A 22,233-nucleotide genomic window follows, 5' to 3' on the forward strand; every position below is an offset into this window, starting at 1 on the left:
TTTTAATATATAATTTTAAATATAAAAAGCATTAATAAAAAATTTTAAATATTAATGTATAATAATATAAATGAAATTTAAGAATCGAGGCTATTATGAACTACGATAAAAAAATTGATGCGATTGTTGATTATATAAAATCTGGGGAAAAGAGTGTGGAAGACTTCAAAGTAGGTTTTGAGGTGGAGCACTTTCCTATAAATGCTGAAACTATGGAAACTATCACTTATGGAGAAAAGGGTGGTGTCCGTGATTCTCTAACTGAGATTGAAAAACTTGGCTATGAGGGAGTTTATGAGGGTGAGAATATCATGGGTATTTCAGCAAGTGATTTTGCTATTTCTATAGAGCCTGCTGCCCAATTTGAAGTAGCTTATGGGGCTAAAAAAACTGTTGATGAACTTTTTGATAATTATAAAAAAGTTATGGGACAGATTGTTCCTATTTTTGATAAGAAAAATCAATTATTAGCCCAAGTAGGCTACCAACCAAAGTCAAAGATTGATGACTTACCATTCATTCCTAAAGAACGATATAAGTATATGGCGCAATATTTTAAGGATTTTGGAGGATCAAGCCCATTTAATATGATGAAAGGCTCTGGAAGCCTACAGGTAGCAATAGATTACAAAGATGAGGCAGATTTTAAGAAGAAATTCTTTGTTGCCAATGCAGTTTCTACATTTTTATATAGTACTTTTGATAATGCCTATATTTTTGAGGGAGAGGTTTATCCAAAACACAATCTTCGCCAAAGTATATGGGATAATTGTGACAAAAATCGTTCTGGCATCTATGATTTTGCCTTTGATAGCGACTTATCATACGAAAAATATGCAGCAAAAATATTAGCTACTGATAGTATATTTATTCATAAAGATGGCAAGGATATTTACACAGGCAATACTCCTTTTGAAGAAATTTTTGATAATGAAGATATGAGCCTAGATATGATTAACCACGCTCTTTCTATAGTATTTCCTGATGTAAGGGTTAAAACATATATAGAAGTAAGGATGCCTGATAATGTTCCTTATCCTTACAATTTTGCAGCAGTTGCCCTTATTAAAAATATGTTCTATGATGAGGAAATTTTACAGTTTTTATCTCAATTATTTGCTGATATGACTTATGAAAGATCACAAAAACTAAAAGATAAGGCATTAATGCAAGGTATAGATACCATATATAAAGACAAAAAAATCTCTGAATGGATGCTTGAAATTACACAAATGATAAAAGAAGATAGTGAGTATATCAAGCCATTAGAAGATCTTCTTAAAAAAGATCAGACACCACGTGATATCTATGAGTCTTTATATAAAGAAGATCCACAAAAAGCAATCTGTAATTACTCAGTAAATAAATTTATAAAGGAAAATTAGTGGCAAAAATTAAAAAAGCCTTTGAATGCACCAATTGCGGCCACACCCAACCCCTTTGGGCGGGCAAATGCCCAGAGTGTGGCAAATGGGGATCCTTGGTTGAAGTAACAGTTAAGGAAAGCAAAAAAAGCGCCAGTGTAGTGGTGGATGATAAGGCTGCAAAAAAACTAAATAGCATTGAAATTAACGAATCTGAAAGGATAAAGTCAACTTTTGAAGAATTTGACCGTGCAGTTGGAGGGGGACTTGTCCGCGATAGTGTGACAATCCTAACTGCCCGTCCAGGTGCGGGAAAATCTACCCTTCTTCTTCAATTATCAAAGGCCTATGCAGATGAGGGTTTAAAAGTCCTTTATGTTTCTGGAGAAGAATCAGAAAGCCAAATCAAATCCCGAGCAGATAGGATAATGGAAAGTTTGTCTGAAAATGTATGGATCCTATCGACCAACTCCATGGATAGTGCGGTTAGTGAGATAAAAAATATCGATGCTGATGTGGTTTTTCTTGATTCTATCCAAACTTTTACCCTAGCAGAGTTTGATAATAAGGCTGGAAGCCCAACTCAAACCATAGAGGTAGCCAACAAGGCGGTGGAAATTGCAAAGGATGAGTACAAAAAACGCGCAATAATAATGATTGGGCATATGACCAAGGCCAACGAAATGGCAGGACTTCGCACCCTGGAGCATTTGGTAGATACAGTTTTAGTCTTAGATGGAGAAAGTGATGAGGACTTAAGGGTCCTAACCTCTACAAAAAATAGATTTGGTCGTACTGGTGAAATCGGCCTATTTTCTATGACTGAAGATGGATTAATAGAAGTATCTAATCCTAGTGAGTATTTTATTACAGCCCGTGAAAATGAAATCGAAGGGTCAGCCATATCTGTAACCAAGGAAGGCTCTAGGCTTTTGGAAGTGGAAATCGAGTCCTTAGTCAGCAAATCATTTTTGCCATATCCACAAAGAATTGGGGATTCGCTAAGAAAAGATGACCTAAACACCCTAATATCAATCCTTCAAGAGCGAGCTGGTCTAAATCTTTTTGATTACAATGTAATTATAAAAACAACTGGTGGCCTAAAATTATCTGAGCCTTCGGTAAATCTTGCCATAATGATGTCAATTGCATCTTCTCTGCTTAAAAAGCCCATAGATGATAAAACCGTTTTTATTGCAGAAGTAGGCCTTACAGGAGAGCTTAAAAAAGTACCACAAATCAAACAACGCATCAAGGAACTAGAGAGACTTGGCTATAAAAGATGCTTTGTAGCAAGAAATTCTGTTGATGAAAAGGAATTTTCTGGTATAAGGGTATTACAAAAATCAAATATTAGACAAGTAATTGATGAATGTTTTAGGTAGATTCTAAGGAGGAGGTTATGAAAGATTGGTTGAAAAATAATAATGGTAATAATACATTTTTCTTTACGGCTTGGTTGTTGTTATTTTATACTAACAACACATTTTTTGCTAAAAATAGGAATGTTTTATTTTTCATGGTACCTATTTTTATAATCCTCGCTGTAGATGGTTATTTAAAACATCCGCCAAAACACCCTAAATACTTAATAGCAACCCTAATTTTCACCCTATATTTCATAGCTCTACCTAAATATACAACTGATTATGCTTATAAAGTGATAGATGAAAATTATGGATCTGGCTTTTACATATCACCATCTATAAGTGAACAGGTAAGCTCTCTCAATCCCTTTAGTGATGAAAGATACTACCTATTTTTAAATCAAAATGGTGAACAATACTTATTTAATGCCAGGACAGGCGAGGTTAAAGAAACAAAAATAGATATAGATAGTAAGTGAAATATCAAATTATTTTATATTAAGTAAAAAATATCGTTAATCTTGATTTTATCAAGAAATGTGTTATAATACTTATACAAAAAGACATATGCGAGCTATCTCGCAAAAAATTTGCCAAGATTGGCGTACATATAAAAGGAGAGTTTTATGAAAAACTTAAATAAATTTGCCCTAGTAGCAGCTATGGCATTTACATTTGCAGCTTGTGGAAACAATGCAAACACAGCAGAAAATAAAGATGCAGCAGACAAAAATGCTGCTGAAAACACTGAAACAGTTCCAACAGAAGAAGCTCAACCATCAGCTGGTGAAGCAACAGTTGCAGGTTACGGTGGAGACATCAAAGTAAAAGTTAACTTTGGAAAAGATGGTGTTATCGAATCAATCGATACAGACCACACAGAATCAGAAGATATAGGAGCTAAAGCTATTCCAGAATTAACAGATGCAATTGTAGAAGCAAACGGAACAGAAGGTGTAGATAACGTATCAGGTGCAACAGTAACATCTGAAGCATTCAAATCAGCTGTAGACGAAGCAATCGCAAACGCAAAATAATTTTAAAGGCTATCAAATCGATAGCTTTTATTTTGCCTGACTTTGTTTACAATTTATCAAGGAGGATATATGAAAAAATACCTAAGCCTGCCTTTCCTATTAGCTCTAAGTATTAGCCTTATAGGATGTCAAAATGAAAATACTGACCAAAATACTAACAAAGACCAAGCAATAGAAGAAAAAAGTAATGATACTACTAGTGAAGATACTAAAGATCAAAAAGAACTAGCAGATTATTCAGACATATCTGGTGACTACCAAGGCCAAGCAGAAGGATTTGGTGGAGATATAAATGTAGATGTTAGTATCGAAAATGGAAAAATAAAAGATATAAATATTGAAGAAAGTGAAACAAAATCAGTAGGATCTCAAGCTCTTAAAAGATTGAAAGAAGAAACAATCAGCAAAAATTCTACCGACCTAGATACCGTAAGCGGGGCAACTATATCATCTGCATCTTATCTATCAGCAGTAAATAAGGCCTTAGAAAAAGCAGGTATAGATGCTAAAAATTTAAAAGCAAATAAAGATGATGAAGAAGTAAAAACTAGTTATGATGCTGATGTTGCCGTAGTGGGTGCTGGAGGAGCAGGCCTTACTAGTGCGATTGATCTTGCCCAACAAGGTAAAAAAGTAGTGGTTGTAGAAAAAGCTGGTATTACAGGTGGTAATACTTCGTATGCATCTGGTGGTATGAATGCCGCAGAAACAAGACTCCAAGCAGAAAAAAATATACCTGATACAGTAGATTTATTTATAAATGATACTATGAAAGGTGGAAAAAACCTAAATAACAAAGAGCTAGTCAAAATATTGGCAGAAGAATCTTCTGATGCCATCGATTGGTTAGAAGAAAATGGAGTAGAATTTACCGACCTAAAATTCTCAGGTGGACAAAGTGAGATGAGAACTCACGCACCAAAAGATGAAAACGGAAAATCCATACCAGTTGGATCATACCTAGTAGACAAACTAACTCAAAAAGCTATCGAAGAAGGTGTAGAGATAGTCTATGATACCCAAGTAGATGAAATCCTAATGGAAGATGGCAAAGCAGTTGGAGTAAAAGGTAAAAATAAAGACCAAGACATAACAGTAAATGCAGATGCAGTTATAGTTGCTAGCGGTGGTTTTGGTTCAAATCAAGAAAGAATAGAAGAATACAGACCTGACCTAAAGGGATATGTGTCTACAAATGCTAAATCAATTCAAGGTGATGCAGTAGATTTCTTAAAAGATACTAATGCAAACTTTATAGATATGGACCAAATCCAAATCCACCCAACAGTAGTTCAAAAAAATGGTTCTCTAATATCAGAAGGACTTAGGGGAGAAGGAGCTATCCTTGTAAATAATAAGGGAGAAAGATTCTTCAATGAGCTAGAAACTAGAGATAAGGTTTCAGAAGCTATCCTTAACCAAGAAGGTAAAAGCGCTTGGCTAGTGGTAGACCAAGGCATGATGGACCAATCAAGCACCATCCAAAAATACTTTGAAAAAGGCTTTTTAGAAAAAGCAGATGACTTTAAAGCTCTTGCTGATTTAATAGGTTGTGATGAGTCTAGTATTGAAAAAACAATCAATGACTGGATAAAAATAACAGCTGACAATAAGGACCCTGACTTTGGTAGAGAGGGGATGGAAACTTCAAAATCTGACCTATCAAAAGCTCCATACTACGCAGTACAAATAGCCCCAGGAATCCACCACACAATGGGTGGTGTAGAGGTAAATACAAAATCAGAAGTCCAAGATGCTAACGGATCTTCTATACCAGGATTGTATGCTGCAGGAGAAGTAACAGGTGGTATCCACGGTGGCAACAGACTAGGTGGAAATGCAGTAACAGATATAGTAGTATTTGGTAGAAATGCAGCTAAAAACGCTAAAAGTTATATTGAAGAAACAAAATAATTAAAGGCAAGAACTTTGAGCTGAACCCATAAACACGGAATAACTTAATAATATTTTAAGCGGAATGTAATCTGTAATCAACAGGTGACATTCCGTTTAATTTTGTCTTAATCCTGTCTTCGTTGTACCATTTGATATATAATTCTATTTCTTTTCTTAATTGATCATAACTTGTAAATTCTACACCATAGTACATTTCTTGTTTTAGTATACCAAAGAAGTTTTCCATCGGAGAATTGTCTAGACAATTCCCTTTTCTTGACATACTTTGTATTATATTTAGTTTTCTTAGTTTACTAGACCATGAACTATGTTGGTAATGGAATCCTTGGTCTGAGTGTATTGCTAAATTGTCTTTAGAACTAATACCTTTTATTGCTTTGTCTAACATTGAGTTGGTCAGTTTAATTGTTGGGTGATGACTTAGTGTATAGCTAATTATCTCGCTGTTATATGCATCTAGTATTGGTGATAGGTAGAGTCTATCTTCATGACCTTTAATTCTAAATTCAGTTATATCTGTTAACCATAGCCTATTAGGTCTACTGGCTTTAAAGTTACGATTAACTACGTTAGAAGCTATTTTACCTACTTGACCCTTGTATGATGAGTATTTTCTTGACCTAGTTTTAAATTTAGTGCATAAGAGTCCTTCTTGTTTCATGATTCTAAGAACTCTTTTATGATTTACTATTAAGCCTTTGTTTCTTAGAACTGTACTTACTCTTCTGTAGCCATACCTACCCTTTGTTGATTTAACTATTGATTTTATTTCTTCTTTTACTTCTTTGTCCTTGTCTACAGGATTTTCTAATTTAATTTTCCACTCATAGTATGAAGATTTTGGAAGCTTAGCTACTTTTATCCATTCACTTGCTTTTGTTTCAGGGTGTTCTTTAAGAAGATGAAGTATTATCTTTGTTTTTTCCTTGCTTCTGCTTCCTCTTCTAGTAGCAAGGCTTGAAACTTTTTTTCGAATAGTATTTGCATCTTTAGATATTTATTTTCTTCTCTAAGTCTTATTAGTTCTTCTCTTTCAGACTCAACTATTGGTTTTTCGTTCTTTGATTTCTTTTTTGATTTAGACATATCTTTCTTAGGCCTTCCTCTGTTATCTTCTAATCCAGATAAACCACGTTCTCGATATGCTTTCTCCCAGTTACATATTACTGATCCATTAGTGATATCAAAGTGCTCTGCGGTTTGCCTGTATGAGATATTATTGATTTGTCTATATTGTATTACAGATAGTTTAAATTCACTAGTGTATTTCTTGTTATTTTGCTTTTTAGTTAAGTCGTAAAACCCTCCTGAGTTATATTTGTTAATCCAATTTTCTAGAGTGCTATCAGGTATATTGTATTTGTTTGCTATTGCAGGTCGTCCACCTGTTTGACCTGATAAGTACTCCAGAACTAATTTAATTTTAAATTTTTTTGTATATTTTGGCATGAAAAAAACCCCTCAATCCATATTCCGGATTTTGGGGTTCAGCTCACTTAAGTTCTTGCTTTTTTTTATGCCATAAAAGAAATTTTGTTTTTATATCAATTAATAAACTGTATAGTATAGGTAAAAACAGAGGATACTATGAAAAAGAAATCATATACACTATTACTCATTCCAATACTTATCATAGGACTTTTTTTACTCAGTCGTCACCAAAGTCGTGAGGTCTACGAGTACAACTCAAAAGCAGTTTATGTTTACAATTTGACTGATGATAGAAAAGTGACAGGCAAAAACGAAGATGATAAACTAGCTATGGCTTCCCTTACTAAAATGATGACAGTCTATGTAGCTTTGGAAAAAATAAACGATTTGAGTGCTTATGCACCAGTAGATACAGAATCCTATCAGAAGCTAGTTGCTGAAAATGCATCTATGGCTGGTTTTTTTGGTGGAGAAATGACTACATATCGTGATTTGCTTTATGGAGCCATGCTTCCATCTGGAGGAGAAGCAGCTGACTCACTTGCAATTAATATTTCTGGATCAAAACTAGGATTTGTGGGACTAATGAATGAAAAATGTGAGGAATGGGGACTAAAAAACACCCATTTTCAAAATGTAGATGGGATGGATGATATAGGGCATTATTCATCAGCAAAAGATATGGCAATGATATTAAAAAATGCCTTAGAAGACGGTAATTTTAGAGCGATATTTACAAAGAAAGACTATCTGACTGCACCAAATGATCACCACCCAGAAGGTTTATATATGACAAGTACAGTTTTTGATAAGCTAGAAAATTATGAGCAAGATGGTTTTGAAATAATTGGTGGCAAATCTGGTACAACTGATAAAGCTGGTTTATGCTGGGCGACACTTTCTGTCAAAAATGGGAAAGAATATATTATAGTTACCATGGGTGCTCCTTACGATGACATCGACAATCCAGGAGATGGTCAAATCCAGGACACACTTGATATTTTATCTAGACTTTAAGGAGAAAATATGCAAAAAGTTTTAATTTTAGAAGGCAAGTTCGTTGACAAAGTTTGGGGCGGATCCCGATTAAAGGACGAATTTGATTATGATATAAATTCTGATAGTGTTGGCGAATACTGGGCCATATCTGGTATGGATGAGGCTAGCTCTGTTGTAATAAATGGAGAGTTATCAGGCCAATCTTTAAAAGATGTTTATAAAAATCACAAAGAGTTATTTGGAGGAAACGACGAGGAAACTTTTCCTCTTTTGATAAAAATAATTGATGCCACAGATGACTTATCTATACAAGTACACCCAGATGATGAAATGGGAGCAAAACTTGAAAACTCAAGAGGTAAGACTGAATGCTGGTATATATTAAATGAAAATCCTGCTTCAATCATTTACGGACTAAATGCAGATAGCAAGGATGAAGCTATTAAAAAAATTGAAAATAAAAAATGGGATGATGTTTTAAAAGAAGTCCCGGCCAATAAGGGAGATTTTTTCTTTGTGCCAGCAGGCACAGTCCATGCCATTAAAAAAGGATGTCTAATACTAGAAATCCAACAAGCATCTGATATAACATATAGGCTTTACGATTACGATCGCCCAGATAAAGAAGGCAATCTGCGCGAGCTTCATATAGACAAATCAATTGAAGCTATAAAACTAAATGAAGTAAGTAATGAGCAAAAACAAGAAGAATCTGCTAATATAAAGATAACAAAACTAACTGAAAATGAGTTTTTTGAAGTAAGAAAATTAGAAGTAAGTGGGCATAAAGAATTGGTAAGAGCTAGTGATTACCTATTAGAGTCAGTTGTTGAGGGAGTAGGCATTTTAAGAGTAGATGGTGAAGAATACGATATAAAAAAGGGAGACTTTTTTATACTAACCAATGAAGTATCTAGCTACGAATTTGACGGAGAGCTGACAATAATCGCATCAAATATAGCAAAAAATTAAGAGCCATAGAGCTCTTTTTTTTTATGAAAATAATTTCATAATACTTTTAAACTTTTAAAATTTATGAAAATTTAATCTATATTTAATAAATCGTTGATAAAAATCAGGGGATAATTTAGAATTATATAAGAAAGAGTAAAAGATTGACAAAAATATCAACTTGCTCTTATAAAAATGACAATAACTGAATTTCTTTATAATGAGGAGGGTAAGTTGGCAACATTAAGTTTAAGAAATATTGATAAAATATATCCCAATGGTGTACAAGCGGTATACGATTTCAATTTAGATATAGCTGATAAGGAATTTATAGTTTTTGTTGGTCCATCTGGATGTGGCAAATCGACTACTTTAAGAATGATAGCAGGTCTTGAAGAGATAAGTAGTGGAGAACTTTACATAAATGATAAGTTGATGAATGAAGTAAATCCAAAAGATAGAAATATAGCTATGGTTTTTCAAAACTATGCTCTATATCCACATATGAGTGTGTTTGACAATATGGCTTTTGGATTACAAATTCAAAAAAAAGATAAAAAAGAAATCGAAGAAAAAGTAAAAAAAGCAGCAGAAATGCTAGAATTATTGCCTTATTTGGATAGAAAACCGGCTGCTTTATCAGGAGGGCAAAGGCAGAGGGTAGCCTTAGGTAGAGCTATTGTTCGCCAGGCAGATATATTTTTAATGGATGAACCCTTAAGTAACTTAGATGCCAAACTTCGTAGCCAAATGAGAACAGAAATTTCTAGAATCCATGATAGCTTAAATACTACAACTATATATGTAACTCACGATCAAACAGAAGCTATGTCAATGGCTAGCAGAATTGTGGTTATGAAAGACGGCTATATCCAACAAATAGGAAGTCCAGAAGAAATATATGATTATCCTGCAAACGTATTCGTAGCAAATTTTATAGGATCGCCCCCTATGAACTTTTTTAAAGGAGAAATAGATCAAGGAAAACTTATAGTTGGCAATGATAGTATTGATCTTTCTGAAAAAAATAAAGATGCACTAAAAACATTTAAAGATAAAGATTTAATTATAGGTATACGACCAGAAGCATTTTCTCTAAATGATTTAGATGGGAGAGAAAATTATATTAAAGCTCAAATTGTAAATATAGAAATGCTAGGTGATGAAACTATTATTTATGCAGAAGATAAAAAGTCTTCAGTAACTATAGAAGAAGATGGAGATAATAAAATTGCAGTAAAGGTTTCTGGCAAGTCTAAGGATAGAAATGTTGGTGATAGCATAAAGTTATTTGTAAACTTTGATGATATCCACTTATTTGATAGTAAAACACAAAAGAGAATAAATTAATGGAATCATTTGCTAAGGGCATGTATAAACTGGGTGAAGTAATTTTATATGCTTTTGTAAGTATGTTTTATAGCTCATTAATACTTTTGCCTATATTTTTACTAAATTTATTTTTGACGGAAAATATTAGCAAATATTTAGTCTTATTTGTTCCCTTAAGTGGACTTATAGGATTTGCTTTAGAAAGACAGGCAAATTCTTTTACAGCTACTTTTGTAAATGACAAAAAGACCTTAGCATCTTATTTTAAAGAAACTTTTGATGAGAATGGGCTTTCTAAATATTTGCTTTATGTATTACTTTTTTCCTTATATTTTTATGCAGATTCTTCTTTAAGAATAATTTCATCAACAAATGGAATTATAGGAATATTAACGATCATACTCTTGTATTTTTATAGGGGAATTATATTTTATACAATCTTACAAACTTCTCATAGAAAATATATGGGAATTATTCAAACTATTAAAAATTCACTCATACTTACATATAGATATTTTTTCTATTCTATAATAGTTTATCTTGTATGGGAACTTTTTGAAAGACTTATAATAAATAATAATTTTTGGCTGCTTATCTTTATCTTAATATTTGCAGCTATGGTAAATACTATCAATGAATATGCTATTAAGAAATTATAGAGGAGGCTGGGATGGAAGATAAACAACCAAAAGAACAAATGAAAGAAACAGCTATTTCTAACCAACCTGGGATAGAAAATAAAAGAAAAGCAAAAAAGAAACCTTTTAAACAAAGGTTTAAAACAAATTTGCCCCTTTTAGTATTTTCCTTGCCGGCTTTTATTTGGTTTATAATATTTGCCTATTTGCCGATGTTTGGCTTGATTATACCATTTAAAAGATATAAGATTTTTTCTAAAAATTTCTTTTATAATCTCTATAAAAGTGATTGGGTAGGTCTAGATAACTTTAAGTTTTTCTTTAGAAGCAAGGATGCTTGGATAATTATTAGAAATACTATTGGCTACAATTTTATTTTCATAGTATTAAATATAGTTTTAGCTATGTTTACTGCCATTGCCTTACATGAGATTTTAAACAAAAAGGCTGCTAAATTTTATCAAACGTCTATGTTTTTGCCTCACTTTTTATCATGGGTTGTAATAAGCTATGCAGTTTTTGCATTCTTATCTCCTGATAAGGGTTTGTTAAATAGACTGATAGTTAGCCTTGGTGGGGATAAAATTAACTGGTATACAAATACAAAATTTTGGCCATTCTTTTTAGTACTTATTAACTCGTGGAAGGGTCTAGGATATAATACAGTAGTTTACTTATCAGCCCTTTCGGGCATAGATAGGACCTATTATGAAGCAGCAGCTATGGATGGCGCAACTAAGTGGCAGCAAACAAAAAAAATCACGATACCACTTTTAAAACCTGTCATTATAATAATTTTTGTAACATCACTGGCAAATATATTTAGGGCAGATTTTGGTTTGTTTTTCCAAGTGCCTAGAAACTCAGGGCCATTATATAATGTTACAAATGTAATTGATACATATGTATTTAGAGCGCTTTTACAAACAGGGGATATAGGATTATCTTCAGCAGTTTCGTTACTACAATCAGTTGTTGGTACTATTTTAATTCTATTTTCTAATAAAATTGTAAAACGTTATGATCCCCAAAGATCGCTATTCTAGGAGCTTATATGCAAAAAGAAAAGACACAAAAAAAAGTATATGATCCTTTAAAGATAAGTAAAACTTCTAATGTAATATTAAATATTGTATTAATACTTCTTACTATATCCGCTATACTACCATTTTTGTTTGTGGTAATGATATCTATAACAGATGAAGCCACTATAAAATCAAATGGTTATTCCTTAATACCTGAAAAATTTTCCTTAGAAGCTTATAAGTTCATATTTAAAAGTGGTGGACAAATAGCAAGGTCATACAAAAATTCAATTATTATTACAGTAGTAGGTGTAATACTTGCCTTAATTCTTACCACTATGTATGCATATTCTTTATCCAGAGAAGATTATGAATATAAAGGGTTTTTTACCAAAGTATCTACAATTCCTATGCTATTTAGTGGAGGACTTGTAGCAAATTATTTAATTATGACACAGTTTTTGGGACTTAAAGATTCTATGTGGGCTTTGATTTTACCAGGACTTGTTGGTTCATATAATATTATTTTAATGAGAACATATTTTCAAACAAGCATACCCAATGCACTCGTAGAAGCTGCAACAATTGATGGGGCAAATGAGATGCAAATATTCTTTAAGATTATTTTGCCACTTTCATTACCAATAATTGCTACAGTTGGATTATTTTTAACTTTAGCTTATTGGAATGACTGGTATCAAGCTATGTTATATATTGATAGTGAAGATAAGATACCTGTTCAATATATGCTTATGAGAATTCAAAACTCAACAAACTTTTTGTCCCTTAGAAAAGATGCCTTGGGAGGACTAGCAGGCGAGATTAGAAAAACCCTGCCTCAAGAATCTTTAAAGATGGCGATAGTAGTAATTACTACAGCACCAATCCTTATTGCATATCCATTTTTCCAAAGATATTTTATAAGTGGATTAACTTTAGGGGCTGTTAAAGAATAAATTTTATATATAGGAGGGGTATATGAAAATATTTTCAAAAAGTGGAAAAGTTGCTATCTTGCTAGCTTTGTTAGTATCATTAGGAGCTTGTAGTAATCAAGCAGAAAATGATGAAAGTAATTCTAAAAATCAAGTAAAGCAGCAAGAAAATAATTCAGATGAAGTGCCTACATTGGTTTATTACAATGTAGGACCACCACAAGCAGACACAGATGAGGTGGCAGAAAGTATAAATCAATACTTAGATAACAAAGATGCAGGATACCATATAAGTTTCCAATATTTTGATTGGGGAGATTATCAGCAAAAATTGCAATTAGCATCCAATGCTGGAGATGATTGGGATATTGCATTTACTGCCAGCTGGGCTGGACCTTATAAGAATATGGCTGAAAAAGGTGCGTTTTTAGACATAACTGATCTTATAAAAGAAGATGGAAAAGCTATTTTAGACTCTGCTTCTGATGAAGTTATAAAAGGAGCTAGCATAAATGGTAGACTTTATGGAGTACCAGCTACAGCAGAAAATATAGTACCAGCTGATTACTTTATCTGGAACAAAGAATATGTGGATAAATATGATATTCCTATTGATGATATAAAAACAGAGTCTGACTTAGAACCATATTTAAAGGAAGTTAAAGAAAAAGAAGCTAGTGTAGAATATCCATTTGTTGTGCTTAGTGATTATATATTTCAGACAAAAGATCCACAATCTGTAGCTACACCAGGAGTGGCAGTAAAAAATGAAAATGGAAAGCTTATTGCATATAATAAATGGGCTAACAAAGAGGTAAAAGATTTAGCCTTTACTATGAAAGATTATATGGATAAAGGTTATATCGATCCGTCAGCTCCACAGCTAGAAGCATCCAATGCCCAATCAGGGGATACTTTTCTTGTAGCAAAAGGTGAGGGAGGAGTAAATCCTGATAACATATGGTCCAGAAGCTATAATACTGAAGTGGTTTCTTCATTTGCAGAAGATAAAGCCCTAGTTACAAATGAAAAAGCAACTGGATCTCTTGCAGCAATAAATTCTCAAACTGAACACGCCAAAGAAGCTATGGACTTTTTAAATAGAATGTATAGTGACCCAGAACTAATGAGATATTTAGTTTATGGTATAGAAGGCAAACACTATAATTTAGTTGATGAAAAAGTTGATATTATAGAAGATAGCGGCTACGAAGTACCAGGATTTACATTTTTAGCATCAGAAATGATGACACCAACTGTAAATGCTAACACAGATGAAAAAAGTAAAAAGGAAATGCTTGATACATACTTAGACAGGGTAGAAGCTTCACCAATTTTAGGATTTAACTTTGATAAAACTGGCAATGAAAAAGAAGCAGAAAATGTAGAAGAAGTCATTGAGCAATACGAAAGGAATATAAAAACTGGAGCCTTTAGCGAAGAATACTACCAAGAGTTTTTAGAAAAACTTGATATTGCAGGCATAGATAAATTAGTAAAAGATGTTCAAGAACAATTAGATAAATGGGAAGATAAATAAATTTAATGAGATTTTAATTAAGTTATATATTTATATCTTATTAAAATAATACATTTTCATAAGGAGAAGAGTATGAAAACATTTAATTTGAAAAAGAAATTTGCTTTAATTTTAGCATTAGCACTTGGAGTTACTGGCTGTGGAAATAACTCTGAGAATAAAGATACTGATAACGGTGAAAAAGGAACTACAAGCTCAGAAAAAGCTAATGATGTAACAACAAGTGATAGTGGTGATATACCTACACTAACATATTTTAATATAGGAGAAGAACCAGTTAATCACCAAGATGTAGTAGATGCAACAAATGAATACCTAGATAGCGTAGATGCAGGATATCATATAAATACAGTATTTTATGATTGGGGAGATTACCAACAAAAATTACAACTAGCTGTAAACTCTGGAGAAGATTGGGATTTAGCCTTTACATCTAGTTGGGCAGGTCCTTATAAAACTCTAGCAGACCAAAACGCATTTTTAGACTTGTCTGACTATTTAGATAATGAACTTAAAGGTGCTAAAGAATTAATAGATGATAGGATGATTGAAGGTACAAAAATAAATGGACCTTTATATGCATTGCCAGCAGCGTATCCTGGAGTAGTTGCAGCTAATCAATTTGTATGGAACAAAGAATATGTAGAAAAGTATGACATACCATACCAAGATATACAAAATACTACACAACTAGAAGAATATTTAAAAGAAGTAAAAGATAATGAAGATCAAGTTGAATATCCATTCAATGTTGCAAGTGACTTTTTACTAGCAAGGGAAAATCCTGCTTTTGAAGTTGAAAAAGGTATAGGAGTAAAAGAAAAAGATGGCAAATTAGTAGCCTACAACCTTTATAAAGATCCTGACTTTAAGGCAGAGATTGATCAAATGAAAAAGCTTTATGACGATGGTTTAATAAATCCAGATGCACCACAAATCCAAGCTGATGAAGCGAAAGGAGCTTATGAAGCATCACTTGTAGGAGAATACGAAGGAGAACCTGGATCAGAGGCTATTTGGTCAAAGGAAGAAGAACCAAAAGTAGCTTCTATAATAGGAGAATCTATTCCTGTAGATAATGAAAAAGCTACAGGAAAATTAGTTGGAATCAATAGCCAATCTGAATACAAAGACCAAGCTTTAGACTTTGTTGAAAGAATGTTTACAGATAAAAAACTTCAAGACCTATTATCATACGGTATTGAAGGAGTAGACTATGAATTAAAAGATGGAAAAGTTAAAAAGCTTGGAACAAAAGATGAAGTATATGATGTAGCAAGCTTCCAATACTTATCAATGTTTAATAGAACTCCTATGGCAGATGGTGTAGGAATTGGAGATCCTGAATTTGATGAAGAAGTAAAAGAATTTGAAGATAAGTTAGTAGCTTCACCAACCCTAGGATTTAGAGTTGATAAAACAAATATCCAAGGTGAATTAGAAAATATTCAAGCTACAATTGAAAGATATTACAACAATCTTAAAACTGGAGCATTTGATGATGCTTACTATCAAGAGTTTTTAGACCAACTAGAAACAGCAGGCATTGATAAAGCAATAGAAGAAATCCAAAATCAACTTGACACTTTCAGCAGTGAAAAGAACTAATATTAAAGACTTACACTTTTGTGTAAGTCTTTAATTATAAATAGCAAAATGAACTTATTTTCATTTTTAAATTAGGATTAAAGATAATAAAAAAATATTTTCAATATTAAAAGGAGTTTCTATGACAGAAATTAAAAAAGGTGTCATTGAAGGTTTTTATGGAATACCATGGACTTTTGAACAAAGATATTCTATGATCAATTTCTTATCGGATATAAATATGAACCAATATATATATGCACCTAAAGATGACCCTTACCACAATGTAAAATGGAGAGATTTATATCCAGATAATAAGCTTAAAGAACTAGAAAAACTAGCAAAACTTGCTCAAAGAAAAAATATAGACTTTGTCTGGGCTATACATCCAGGGCAAAACTTAATTGATTTTTCTGATTATAAAAACGAAATAGAACGTATATATAAAAAATATGAACAATTACATAGTATAGGAATAAAATCTTTTGCCCTTTGCATGGATGATGTCGATCAAAAAAAGGCTTATGAGCAAAGAGAATATCATCTACAATTAGTAAAAGATATATTAAATTTTATATCTGATTTTGAAAATAGAGAATTACTCTTTGTCCATCCATGGTACAACCAAAGCTGGATTGACGATAAAGCATGTTCATATTTTGACTTATTTAAAAATATTAAAAACTTAAAAATAATGTGGACAGGTTATGATGTAGTAGCTCCTTTAAGATATGATGCAAACGAAGAATTTATAAAACTTGCTAACCAAAAACCAAATATATGGTTTAATTGGCCGGTAAATGATTATAAAAGAGATCAAATCTTTATGGAAGTATTTGAATTTTTTGATAGCAGATCATTAAATTTTGATTCATTTTTAATAAATCCTATGAATCAAGCAGAACTTTCCAAACTATCCATTTTTCAGATAAATGAATATTTAAAAGATCCGAGTAATTATAAAGCAATAGAAGTCTTTAAAAAAGGACTTATATATTTAGATAAAGGTGTAGCAGATGATTTATATCTAATAGCAGATTCTTTCTTTGGATCAGATATCTATAGCAGAGAAGAAAATAAAAAGTATTTAGAAGATAGTAGGTTAGCAGCTGCTTTTAAAGCAAGAGATTATGAAAAAATAATTTACTTGATAGACCAAAAATTAGAGGCAATTGATAATTATGAAAGTAATTATAGTAACCAAAATCTTTATAAAGAAGTAATTTCATTTTTTACAAGTCTAAAATACTTATTAAAAGCTGTTAAATGTGCTATAAACAAAGATTATTCTAAAGCTGCTGACTTTTATAAAAAATCTAAAGAATGTAAGGTAAGAATTTATAAAGAGTTTAGCTTAGATGAAATAGAAGATAGAGTAGTTAAGACATCTAGCGTTTTAGAAGAAATTTATAAAAAACTAATGGAAAGCAAAGAGAATTTATGAAAAAAACAGTTCATATAATATCCCATACACATTGGGATCGAGAATGGTATATGCCTTTAGAAAATCATACTATGAGATTAGTAGATCTTGTTGATGGTGTAATAGAGGCTTGTGAAGATGAAAGCTTTAAGTACTTTCAATTTGATGGCCAATATTTACCCATAGAAGATTATTTAAAAGTAAAACCAGAAAATAAGGAAATCCTCTATAGACTAATAAAAGATGGAAAAATAATTATAGGCCCTTGGTATATTTTACAAGATGCATTTTTGACTTCTGCTGAGTCTAATATAAAAGATTTACAACTAGGTCTTAAAAAGTCTAAAAAATTAGGAAAGCCTGCACAAATTGGATATTTCCCAGATACTTTTGGAAATATTGGACAAGCTGCTCAGATACTTAATAAAGCTAATATAGATGTTGCATATTTTGGTAGAGGAGTAAAAGCTACTGGGTTAAACAATGTAGTTGTAGAAGATTTTACATCCAAAAATTCGGAATTATTTTGGCAAGCTCCAGATGGTTCGCAAGTTTTAGGTATTCTTTTTGCTAATTGGTATTGCAATGGTGTAGATATACCAATAGAAACTGCTAGGCTCAAGAAATATATGGATCAAAAAATAGCAGATATGGAAAAATATGCATCCACTAACCAACTTCTTTTAATGAATGGCTGTGACCACTCTCCAGTTCAAAAAAATATAGGAGAAATAATTGAAAAAGCAAATAGCCTATATGATGACTATGAATTTATACACTCGAATTTAGATAAGTATTATGAAGCTGTAAAAAAAGAAGTTGATCCAAATAAACTTGCTACAATCAAAGGAGAATTGCGTTCTCAAGCTACCGATGGCTGGTATACTTTACAAGGCACTTCCTCATCTAGGTACTATTTGAAAAAAGCTAATAAAACTTTAGAGATGAGACTTGAAGAAATTAGCCAGCCTTTGTATACAATTTTTGTAAATAAGGAACTATATCCTAATGATAGTTTTGATTATATCTATGAAAGATTAATATCAAACCATCCTCACGATAGCATATGTGGATGCTCCATAGATTCAGTGCATGATGGAAACGAAAGAAGATTTAAGGATGCTAGTGAGGCCTTAGACTATTTGGATGATAAGGCAAGAGAAATCATTGCGGATAATACTTATAATGATTCTAACGATATAAGTTTTGCTCTAATAAACACCCTTCCTTATAAAAGAAGTAGGCTAGTTAGTGTTGATTTGGATTTAAAAAAAGAATATTTTGGAGAAAACTTTAGAAAAGTTGTCAATGAATTAAAGGCGGTAAGCTTACCAGAACTAAAATTGATAGATCAAAAGGGATGTGAAATAGCAGTCGAGATAAGAGATATGGGAACTAATTTTTCCTATGAATTGCCAGAGGATTCATTTAGAAAACCATATTTTGCAAGGCAGGTAAATGTAACATTTTTAGCAGATCTAGATTCTTATGAGAAAAAAATCTTTAGGCTAGTAAAAGGAGAAGGCAAATTTAAAGATTTAAAAGTAAAAAAAGATGTAATTTCAAATGATTATTTTGAGATTAGGATAAATGATAATGCTTCTTTAAATATTACTGATAAAAGTACAGGTAACGTATACAAAAATATTTTTATGATAGAAGATAGTGGAGACATAGGCAACGAATATATTTATAGGCAGTCTTATGATAAAAAAAGAATCTTAGGTGGCAAACTTATAAGCAAAGATATCCACAAAAGTTCAGATAAATTTACTATAAAGTTAAAAGAGAAGATATCCATTCCAAAATCAGCGGCAGATAGCTTAAAAGAAGAACAAATAACTCTTGTAGATATTACTAACAGAAAGTCTAACAGATCAGAAGAGTATGTTGATATGATAGTTGAAAAAACTATAAGAATTCATGATAAAAAAAGAACTATTGATTGCCATATAAAACTAAAGAATATTGCTAAAGACCATAGGATGAGGATACTTTTTGGTCATAGTTTAGATACTTCAGTTATTCATGCAGAATCTATTTTTGAAACTGTAAAAAGAAATATGTATCCACCAAAAACATGGGTAAATCCTGATTATTCTCAAAATCTAAATAGATATGTTCAAGTAAAAGACGAAAAAGACAACGGATTTACTATTTCTAGCTTAGGTATAGCTGAATATGAGCAGGTAAAAAATGAAGGCTTGTATCTAACCTTATTTAGATCTATTGGTGAATTAGGAGATTGGGGATATTTTCCAACACCTGAAGCTCAACTTTTAGGAGATAAGGGAGAAATGGAATTTGATTTATATTTAGATATATTTTCTGAAAAAGCGAATACATCTATTCAAAGATCCTTGGCTGAAAGAGTGCCATTTTTTGATGTTAAGCTAGGTAAAAATATTGCAAATCAAAAAGAAAATATAATCCCAAATGTAGATCTTGGTGAAAACCTATATTCAGTTCTTTACAGAAATGATAAGAAAGAAGCAATTTTTAGAACTTATAATCCAGATGATAAAGAAAAAAATATAAATGCAGATGGTGTAATATATAGTATTTTGGGCAATAAAAAAGAAGAAAAAACGGTAGATAAAAATACCCTAGATGCCTTTGAAATTAGAACCATAAAGTTAGATATATAATTAGGAGGCTAATATATGGAAAATATAGTAAATCCCCTTATAGAATATGTAAATAATTCTGATAAGTTAAGTGATGAAATAAAAAAAATATTTGCTAATACTATAAAAAATACCTTTACAACAACTATAAAGCTTACAGATAGAAATGATGCTTTTGTAATCACAGGCGATATTGATGCCATGTGGTTAAGAGATTCAAGCGGACAAATCAGACCACTTTTTTATATAGATAGTAAAGAGGCTGATGATTTAATAAAAAAAGTATTAAAAAGGCAAATTTTTTTAGTGGACAAGGACTACTATGCCAATGCTTTTAATATAAAGGCTAATGGACGTTCTTGGAGCAAGGAAGATATAACAGATTTTGAGTCTGATTGGGTTTGGGAGAGAAAATACGAACTTGATTCCTTATGTTATGTAATGCAAACTGCTTACCTTTACTATGAAAAAACTAAGGATGATTCTATTTTTGATTATGAATTTATTAGGATATTAAAAAATATAGTAGATTTAATTGCCTTAGAACAAGACCATAGCAGATCTAGCTACGAGTTTGAAAGACCAAATCCATGGAAAGAGACAGATTCTTTAAGAACTGGAAAAAGAGGAACGGAAGTTGCTTATACTGGTATGAGCTGGACAGGTTTTAGACCAAGTGATGATTCCTGTCTTTACCAATATTTGATCCCTGCAAATGCCTTTGCAGTAGTTACTTTAAACAAATTAGCTAATTGTCTTATTGATGCAAAAAAAGATAAGCAATTAGCGGAAAAAATGCGAAATCTTGCAACAGAAATCAATCAAGGAATAAAAGACTATGGGATAATAAATGATCCAGATTTTGGAGAAATATTTGCTTATGAAGTAGATGGATTAGGAAACTATTTATTTATGGATGATGCAAATGTACCATCTTTATTGTCTTTACCATATTTGCAATATATAGATAGGGATAATTCTCTTTATAAAAATACTAGAAAAGCCATTTTATCAAATAAAAATAAAAATTATTTTATTGGAAAAGCAGCAGATGGAATAGGATCAGACCATACGCCAGAAGATTATATCTGGCATATAGCTTTAAGTATACAAATGATGACAAGCACAAATGAAGGTGAGAAAAATAAAATACTAAAATATTTTGAAAATACACATGCAAATACCTATCTTATGCATGAAGGATTTGACAAAGATGATCCTAATAAATACACAAGAGATTGGTTTTCTTGGTCAAATTCTATGTTTTGTGAGGCTATTTTAAATTATCTAGGATTAGAATTAATTAAAAACTAATTGTTTTGATAAATCTCACAAATTATATCCATAGTAATGAGAATAGGTGCCATTTTTGATATTTCATAACTATGATTAGGGTAAGCAGGAGTGCGTATTATGTAATCGGATTTTTTTCCTAAACTGGAATCGTAGTTTCTAGTTATGGAAAAAACTGGGGCTCCTTTATCAATAGCGTTATTTACGCCTTCTAATATTGTGTGATTTTCCCCACTTAAGGAGATAGCAATCAAAAGGTCATTATAGCTTAAATTTTTTGTTAAAAGATTTATCGAATAAGGCTCTTTGGCATAATCTGAAGTAAATAAATCAAGCTCTCTTAGCTTATAGACAAATTCATTTGCGCAAAGCCCAGATGAACCTATGCCAATTATAGCTATTTTTGGAAAATTATTTAAACTTTTTATAAGCTTAATAGTCCTTTCTGGCAATTCTTTAAAAGAACTAACCATATTTAGATATATATCTTGGCTTTTGTATATAGAGACTTCTTTTGTTTCACTAATGGCATATCTTAGTTCTTGATATCCAGAAAAACCAAGCTTTTGAGAAAAGCGAGTTACAGTGGCATTTGAAACAAAAAAAGTTTTAGCAAAATCTGCTATATCAAAATTTGTAATATCGTAGTTATTTATTTTTAAGGTATTTAAAATGCTTTCTTCAGATTTTGAAAGGCTAATATCATTGGAACTTATGATATCCATGATAAATTCATAAGAACTAACAGTCATTGTAGCTCCTTTCTA

The 22,233-nt window shown here is 31.7% G+C and carries 19 protein-coding genes; 16 read left to right on the forward strand and 3 right to left on the reverse strand.

Annotated elements, in window-relative coordinates:
* Positions 1-95 precede the first annotated feature (95 nt).
* From ACKRLN_RS08520 to ACKRLN_RS08540, 5 genes are all read left to right on the forward strand, one after another.
* Entirely contained in the window at positions 96-1,385 is a 1,290-nt protein-coding gene (locus tag ACKRLN_RS08520) for a glutamate-cysteine ligase family protein (protein ID WP_416334859.1), read from the forward strand.
* Entirely contained in the window at positions 1,385-2,749 is a 1,365-nt protein-coding gene (gene radA, locus ACKRLN_RS08525; protein ID WP_416334860.1) for a DNA repair protein RadA, read from the forward strand. Before ACKRLN_RS08520 ends, radA begins: the two co-directional genes overlap by 1 nt.
* Before the next feature lie 17 nt (positions 2,750-2,766).
* Entirely contained in the window at positions 2,767-3,210 is a 444-nt protein-coding gene (locus ACKRLN_RS08530; protein ID WP_416334861.1) for a hypothetical protein, read from the forward strand.
* A gap of 147 nt (positions 3,211-3,357) precedes the next feature.
* The gene (locus ACKRLN_RS08535) at positions 3,358-3,768 is read left to right on the forward strand and encodes an FMN-binding protein (RefSeq protein ID WP_295882911.1); all 411 of its coding nucleotides are present in this window, start codon (positions 3,358-3,360) and stop codon (positions 3,766-3,768) included.
* A 69-nt stretch (positions 3,769-3,837) separates the two neighbouring features.
* Positions 3,838-5,682 carry a flavocytochrome c gene (locus ACKRLN_RS08540; protein ID WP_416334862.1) on the forward strand — a complete coding sequence of 615 codons (1,845 nt, stop codon included), beginning with the start codon at positions 3,838-3,840 and terminating at the stop codon, positions 5,680-5,682.
* 55 nt (positions 5,683-5,737) lie between these two features.
* On the opposite strand, the gene ACKRLN_RS08545 is transcribed toward ACKRLN_RS08540, so the two are convergent.
* Together ACKRLN_RS08545 and ACKRLN_RS08550 are read right to left on the reverse strand one after the other, a co-directional pair.
* Positions 5,738-6,682: an IS3 family transposase gene (locus ACKRLN_RS08545; RefSeq protein ID WP_416335395.1), complete on the reverse strand. Its 945-nt coding sequence runs from the start codon at positions 6,680-6,682 to the stop codon at positions 5,738-5,740.
* Positions 6,595-7,134 carry a transposase gene (locus tag ACKRLN_RS08550; protein ID WP_416334863.1) on the reverse strand — a complete coding sequence of 180 codons (540 nt, stop codon included), beginning with the start codon at positions 7,132-7,134 and terminating at the stop codon, positions 6,595-6,597. Before ACKRLN_RS08550 ends, ACKRLN_RS08545 begins: the two co-directional genes overlap by 88 nt.
* A 138-nt stretch (positions 7,135-7,272) precedes the next feature.
* Here ACKRLN_RS08550 and ACKRLN_RS08555 point away from each other — a divergent pair, with 138 nt between their 5' ends.
* The 11 genes from ACKRLN_RS08555 (at position 7,273) to ACKRLN_RS08605 (ending at position 21,487) form a co-directional block, all read left to right on the forward strand.
* Positions 7,273-8,133, forward strand: a complete 861-nt coding sequence (locus ACKRLN_RS08555) for a D-alanyl-D-alanine carboxypeptidase family protein (protein ID WP_416334864.1) — start codon at positions 7,273-7,275, stop codon at positions 8,131-8,133.
* Positions 8,134-8,142: 9 nt separating this feature from the next.
* Positions 8,143-9,087, forward strand: a complete 945-nt coding sequence (locus tag ACKRLN_RS08560) for a type I phosphomannose isomerase catalytic subunit (protein ID WP_416334865.1) — start codon at positions 8,143-8,145, stop codon at positions 9,085-9,087.
* 213 nt (positions 9,088-9,300) lie between these two features.
* Entirely contained in the window at positions 9,301-10,416 is a 1,116-nt protein-coding gene (locus tag ACKRLN_RS08565; RefSeq protein ID WP_203127044.1) for an ABC transporter ATP-binding protein, read from the forward strand.
* Positions 10,416-11,057, forward strand: coding sequence for a hypothetical protein (locus tag ACKRLN_RS08570; RefSeq protein WP_296142101.1), 642 nt, complete (start codon positions 10,416-10,418; stop codon positions 11,055-11,057). The genes ACKRLN_RS08565 and ACKRLN_RS08570 overlap by 1 nt, the downstream gene beginning before the upstream one ends.
* A gap of 11 nt (positions 11,058-11,068) precedes the next feature.
* On the forward strand, positions 11,069-12,082 hold the full coding sequence (locus ACKRLN_RS08575; protein WP_203127042.1) for an ABC transporter permease: 1,014 nt from the start codon (positions 11,069-11,071) through the stop codon (positions 12,080-12,082).
* A gap of 8 nt (positions 12,083-12,090) precedes the next feature.
* A complete protein-coding gene (locus ACKRLN_RS08580) occupies positions 12,091-13,017 on the forward strand; it encodes a carbohydrate ABC transporter permease (protein WP_295885064.1) in 927 nt (308 codons plus the stop codon).
* Positions 13,018-13,039: 22 nt separating this feature from the next.
* Entirely contained in the window at positions 13,040-14,536 is a 1,497-nt protein-coding gene (locus tag ACKRLN_RS08585; protein WP_203127040.1) for an ABC transporter substrate-binding protein, read from the forward strand.
* Between the two features lie 72 nt (positions 14,537-14,608).
* Positions 14,609-16,144: an ABC transporter substrate-binding protein gene (locus ACKRLN_RS08590; RefSeq protein ID WP_416334866.1), complete on the forward strand. Its 1,536-nt coding sequence runs from the start codon at positions 14,609-14,611 to the stop codon at positions 16,142-16,144.
* Between the two features lie 121 nt (positions 16,145-16,265).
* On the forward strand, positions 16,266-17,567 hold the full coding sequence (locus ACKRLN_RS08595) for a beta-N-acetylglucosaminidase domain-containing protein (protein WP_416334867.1): 1,302 nt from the start codon (positions 16,266-16,268) through the stop codon (positions 17,565-17,567).
* Positions 17,564-20,194 (forward strand): glycoside hydrolase family 38 C-terminal domain-containing protein, encoded by a 2,631-nt coding sequence (locus tag ACKRLN_RS08600; protein WP_416334868.1) that lies wholly within the window; start codon positions 17,564-17,566, stop codon positions 20,192-20,194. The genes ACKRLN_RS08595 and ACKRLN_RS08600 overlap by 4 nt, the downstream gene beginning before the upstream one ends.
* Positions 20,195-20,209: 15 nt before the next feature.
* Positions 20,210-21,487, forward strand: a complete 1,278-nt coding sequence (locus ACKRLN_RS08605) for a glycoside hydrolase family 125 protein (protein WP_295885049.1) — start codon at positions 20,210-20,212, stop codon at positions 21,485-21,487.
* On the opposite strand, the gene ACKRLN_RS08610 is transcribed toward ACKRLN_RS08605, so the two are convergent.
* A complete protein-coding gene (locus tag ACKRLN_RS08610; protein ID WP_203127035.1) occupies positions 21,484-22,218 on the reverse strand; it encodes a MurR/RpiR family transcriptional regulator in 735 nt (244 codons plus the stop codon). The two genes, ACKRLN_RS08605 and ACKRLN_RS08610, sit on opposite strands and share 4 nt — an antisense overlap.
* Positions 22,219-22,233 lie beyond the last annotated feature (15 nt).

Source organism: Anaerococcus sp. AH8042_DFU013_CI05 (assembly GCF_047936775.1).
GTDB lineage: Bacteria > Bacillota > Clostridia > Tissierellales > Peptoniphilaceae > Anaerococcus.

Coding starts and splice junctions, on each gene's coding strand:
- ACKRLN_RS08520 (WP_416334859.1), top strand. CDS start 96: ATGAACTACGATAAAAAAATTGATGCGATTGTTGATTATATAAAATCT.
- ACKRLN_RS08530 (WP_416334861.1), top strand. CDS start 2,767: ATGAAAGATTGGTTGAAAAATAATAATGGTAATAATACATTTTTCTTT.
- ACKRLN_RS08535 (WP_295882911.1), top strand. CDS start 3,358: ATGAAAAACTTAAATAAATTTGCCCTAGTAGCAGCTATGGCATTTACA.
- ACKRLN_RS08540 (WP_416334862.1), top strand. CDS start 3,838: ATGAAAAAATACCTAAGCCTGCCTTTCCTATTAGCTCTAAGTATTAGC.
- ACKRLN_RS08550 (WP_416334863.1), bottom strand. CDS start 7,134: ATGCCAAAATATACAAAAAAATTTAAAATTAAATTAGTTCTGGAGTAC.
- ACKRLN_RS08555 (WP_416334864.1), top strand. CDS start 7,273: ATGAAAAAGAAATCATATACACTATTACTCATTCCAATACTTATCATA.
- ACKRLN_RS08560 (WP_416334865.1), top strand. CDS start 8,143: ATGCAAAAAGTTTTAATTTTAGAAGGCAAGTTCGTTGACAAAGTTTGG.
- ACKRLN_RS08570 (WP_296142101.1), top strand. CDS start 10,416: ATGGAATCATTTGCTAAGGGCATGTATAAACTGGGTGAAGTAATTTTA.
- ACKRLN_RS08575 (WP_203127042.1), top strand. CDS start 11,069: ATGGAAGATAAACAACCAAAAGAACAAATGAAAGAAACAGCTATTTCT.
- ACKRLN_RS08580 (WP_295885064.1), top strand. CDS start 12,091: ATGCAAAAAGAAAAGACACAAAAAAAAGTATATGATCCTTTAAAGATA.
- ACKRLN_RS08585 (WP_203127040.1), top strand. CDS start 13,040: ATGAAAATATTTTCAAAAAGTGGAAAAGTTGCTATCTTGCTAGCTTTG.
- ACKRLN_RS08590 (WP_416334866.1), top strand. CDS start 14,609: ATGAAAACATTTAATTTGAAAAAGAAATTTGCTTTAATTTTAGCATTA.
- ACKRLN_RS08595 (WP_416334867.1), top strand. CDS start 16,266: ATGACAGAAATTAAAAAAGGTGTCATTGAAGGTTTTTATGGAATACCA.
- ACKRLN_RS08600 (WP_416334868.1), top strand. CDS start 17,564: ATGAAAAAAACAGTTCATATAATATCCCATACACATTGGGATCGAGAA.
- ACKRLN_RS08605 (WP_295885049.1), top strand. CDS start 20,210: ATGGAAAATATAGTAAATCCCCTTATAGAATATGTAAATAATTCTGAT.
- ACKRLN_RS08610 (WP_203127035.1), bottom strand. CDS start 22,218: ATGACTGTTAGTTCTTATGAATTTATCATGGATATCATAAGTTCCAAT.